Genomic DNA, 3957 nt, shown 5'->3' on the forward strand with positions numbered 1-3957 from the left:
AACGGCTCGACCCCGGCTATCGCGTTTATTTTGGCAAAGATGATTTGATGAATGTACCTGCCGCCATGCCCCAACTGGAAGCCCTTTTTGAAAGTATTGAACCGGGCAGTAGCCAACAACTGCGAAAATTTTTGGAGCAAGCGGCCTATAAATATAAGGTGGGCATGGGCGAATATGTTTTCCGCCCGTCGCATTCTATTACCGAGTTTATCGATTTTAATCTCATTAAAAAAAGCGTGGGTATGCAATTGTTTACCAGCATGAGCAAACACGTACGCGGGTATTTTAAAAACCCTAAACTCATTAAACTACTGGAGTTCCCGGTGTTGTTTTTGGGCGCGGCGCCGCAAAATACCCCGGCTATGTACAGTATGATGAATTATGCCGACCTGGCGCTGGGAACCTGGTACCCTATGGGCGGCATGAACGAGATCGTAAAAGCGATGGTTGCCGTTGCTGAAGAATTAGGCGTGGAGATAAAATTAAATACCGAGGCAACCAAAATTGAGGTCAGCAATAAAAAGGCAACGGGCGTAATAACCACCAACGACACCATATCTGCCGACTTTGTTATTGCCGGGGCAGACTATGCCCATGTGGACCAACACCTGTTAGATGCGCCCTACCGCAACTACACGGACAAGTATTGGGATAGCAGGACCATGTCGCCGTCGAGTTTGTTGTTTTATGTGGGGATAAATAAAAAACTGCACAATGTTGAGCATCATAATTTATTTTTTGATGAGGATTTTGAGCAACACGCTAAAGAGATATACAGTAACCCGCAATGGCCGTCTAAGCCTCTGTTTTATGTGGCCTGCACCTCAAAAACTGATAATACCGTAGCTCCTGCTGATGGAGAAAACCTGTTTTTTTTAATCCCTATTGCTCCGGGACTGGAAGACACCGATGCTATGCGCGAAAAGTATTTCGACATGATTGTATCGCGGTTTGAAGCCATAACTGGGGAAACAATAAAAGATAATATGGTGGTAAAACGCAGCTATGCCTTAAATGATTTTAAGGCCGATTACCATTCCTATAAAGGCAACGCTTATGGTCTGGCCAATACATTGGCCCAAACGGCCTTTTTTAAACCAGCCATGCGTAACAAGCATATTAAAAATTTATTGTATACCGGGCAACTTACCGTGCCTGGGCCGGGTGTACCACCTGCGTTGATATCGGGGGAGATTGCTGCAAGGGAAGCGATGAAGGGGTTAAGCAAACTATAGCCCTGTTGTCATTTCGAACGAGGTACGAGGAGAAATCTATACACGCGTTCGGCTGGAATATGTATAGATTTCTCGCTATCGCTCGAAATGACAGTTTAAAATAGGTAAAAATAAAAAACCCACCTTATAAATAAGGCAGGCTTTTGCTATATAATCGAGTTTATTTATGGACTTAGTTTTCGGCGTATACTGGTTTTTTAACGCAGGTATCATAAGCTTTTAAGCCTTTTTTCAATAGCTTACGTGCTACGTGTATACGGGTTTTAACGGTACCGATAGGTATAATTAAATGATCGGCTATTTCATGGTATTTATGGCCTTCAAAGTACATGGTGAAGGGTATATAGTAATCGGCAGGTAACCTGTCCATAGCACGTTTAATATCATCCATTACAAATTTAGCTTCGCCCTGATTTTTGGTTGAGCTATATACCAGATTTGGCGACGATATTTCGTCAGACTTGGTTACAAAAGTGCTCATCTTCACAAAACGACGATAGTTGTTAATAAATGTATTTTTCATGATAGTGTATAACCATCCTTTTAAATTGGTGCCTTCTTTAAACTTATTGTAATAAGTAATGGCTTTCAACATTGTATCCTGAACAAGGTCGTTAGCATCATCTGCGTCGTGTGTAAAATGTAAGGCGTATGACCTTAATGAACTTGCTTGACGTAATACCAGGGTGTTAAACTCAATTTTTGTCATCTTGTTTCGTTTTTGTATGGAGATGTAGACAAACATGATACCATCCAAAAAATATTTAAAACAAAACACACACGGGTATGTATGGACGAAAGTTGCTGTAAGATCAAGTGTACAAAATACACCTTTAAAACTATAATATATTGATATATAATGTGTTATTATATTATTTATAAAATGTAATAGATAAGCAAAAGCAGGTTATTCCTTGCCTGTAAAAAAATAATTATGAAATTTTTTTAACTAATAATATTAACCTCGCGCTGTAGGGTAACGCCAAATTTAGTGTACACACTGTCTATGATTTGCGACGAAAAGTTATAAACCTCATCGCCCGTAGCGCCGCCATGGTTCACCAAAACCAGGGCCTGGCTCTTCCAGGTGCCGGTATGGCCCACTACTTTGCCTTTCCAGCCGCATTGCTCAATGAGCCAGCCCGCGGCAAGTTTTACATGGCCCTCGCCTGCCGGAAAGTGTACTACATCCGGAAATTTGGTTTGTATGGGTGCAAACTCTGCTAAACTAATAACCGGATTTTTAAAAAAACTGCCGGCATTGCCAATAGTAGTAGGATCAGGCAGTTTGGATACGCGTATATGCGATACCACCTGCGATACATCCTTAATGGTAGGTTGGGTTATACCCCGATTGGCCAGCTCCTGCTCAATAGCGCCATAGTGCAGGTTAAAGTTAGGTATTAATGATAAGTGGAACTTTACCGCCACGATGATATACTGCCCTTTCAATTCACTTTTAAACACACTTTCGCGGTAGTCAAATTTACAGTCGGCTTTGGTAAAAGTTTTAAAGGTACCGGTTGCAATTTCAAAAGCACGGCAGCTATAAAACACATCCTGCAGTTCAACCCCGTAAGCGCCTATATTTTGTATGGGCGACGCGCCAACCGAGCCGGGTATCAGGCTCAGGTTTTCCAGTCCGGCATATTCGCGCGCCACGCAAAAGTTAACCAGATCGTCCCAAACCTCGCCGCCGCCTGCTTCCACAAAAACATCATTGTGGTTTATACGGTGCTCAAACCCGCGGATATTCATGCGGATAACCAGGCCGTCAAAATCGTTTATCAGCAGCATATTGCTGCCGCCGCCCAATACCAGTAAACGTCCCTGTTTCCATTGCGGGTCCATAAAAAGCTCCACCAGGTCGTCCTCGTGGTTTATCTCCACAAAGTATTTGGCAGCGGCTTCGACACCAAAGGTGTTAAAGTTTTTAAGGGAAACGTTTTGTTGTATTTGCAGCATGGTTAGGGCGAATTTCGGAATTAATTTACAATAACTATTATAATACTTGTCATCTCGAACACAGTGAGAGATCTATACACAGGACTACCGGCGTAGCGCGTGTATAGATCTCTCCTCGTTCCTCGTCGAGATGACATGGGGTATTTGATTTAAGGAGTTATATTCAATATATCACCCGGTTTACAATTTAGTTCGCGGCAAATGGCTTCAAGCGTATCAAACCTTACGCCTTTAACCTTACCGGTTTTTAACAAGGATAAATTGGTCATAGAAATATCTATGCGCTCGGCCAGATCTTTAAGAGACATCTTGCTTTTAGCCATTTCTACATCCAGGTTTACAATTATCGCCATTATACAAACTCCTCGTTTTCCTTTTTTAATTCAAATCCGTATTTAAATATTTCTGCAACCATATACACTATTGCAGGAATAATTATGCTTAGTATACTAAACTTCCATCTGAATAAAAATTTAGACGCTAGTTGATAATTAATAAAGTGTGAGTAATCAATTAAATTATCAATGAGTTGCATAGCAGGGATTAATGCAAGATATAACGCGATAATTTTTATACGGGTTACGTTCTTATAATCAAAAGGTTCGTTACGATAAAAGGTACTGAATATCTTGCGCATATTATATAGAATAGCGATAATTAAAAACCTGGATATTATAAATGATAATAAATTCGGGATTTCGCCAAAAGCATTAGGTTTATCTATCACTTGAACTATAGCAACTCCATCAACGGCTTG

General features: G+C 41.0%; 5 protein-coding genes. 1 reads left to right on the forward strand and 4 read right to left on the reverse strand.

The features are described from left to right. A partial coding sequence (locus ABI367_RS04415; protein WP_462227132.1) for a phytoene desaturase family protein occupies window positions 1–1235 on the forward strand: 1235 nt, incomplete at its 5' end. Between the two features lie 172 nt (window positions 1236–1407). Here ABI367_RS04415 and ABI367_RS04420 read toward each other — a convergent pair. The 4 genes from ABI367_RS04420 to ABI367_RS04435 form a co-directional block, all read right to left on the reverse strand. Continuing rightward, window positions 1408–1944: an RNA polymerase sigma factor gene (locus tag ABI367_RS04420; protein WP_462227133.1), complete on the reverse strand. Its 537-nt coding sequence runs from the start codon at window positions 1942–1944 to the stop codon at window positions 1408–1410. Window positions 1945–2180: 236 nt separating this feature from the next. Then, complete coding sequence (gene murB / locus ABI367_RS04425) at window positions 2181–3200, reverse strand: UDP-N-acetylmuramate dehydrogenase (RefSeq protein WP_462227134.1); 1020 nt, start codon at window positions 3198–3200, stop codon at window positions 2181–2183. Between the two features lie 149 nt (window positions 3201–3349). Next, on the reverse strand, window positions 3350–3553 hold the full coding sequence (locus ABI367_RS04430; RefSeq protein ID WP_462227135.1) for a helix-turn-helix domain-containing protein: 204 nt from the start codon (window positions 3551–3553) through the stop codon (window positions 3350–3352). Continuing rightward, a partial coding sequence (locus ABI367_RS04435; protein ID WP_462227136.1) for a DUF2975 domain-containing protein occupies window positions 3553–3957 on the reverse strand: 405 nt, incomplete at its 5' end. The genes ABI367_RS04430 and ABI367_RS04435, both read right to left, overlap by 1 nt.

It is taken from the genome of Mucilaginibacter sp. (assembly GCF_039935595.1).
Lineage (GTDB): Bacteria > Bacteroidota > Bacteroidia > Sphingobacteriales > Sphingobacteriaceae > Mucilaginibacter.

What these genes read in the sequence shown, in the direction of transcription:
- murB (WP_462227134.1), bottom strand. Translation starts at nt 3,200, where the DNA reads ATGCTGCAAATACAACAAAACGTTTCCCTTAAAAACTTTAACACCTTT.
- ABI367_RS04420 (WP_462227133.1), bottom strand. Translation starts at nt 1,944, where the DNA reads ATGACAAAAATTGAGTTTAACACCCTGGTATTACGTCAAGCAAGTTCA.
- ABI367_RS04430 (WP_462227135.1), bottom strand. Translation starts at nt 3,553, where the DNA reads ATGGCGATAATTGTAAACCTGGATGTAGAAATGGCTAAAAGCAAGATG.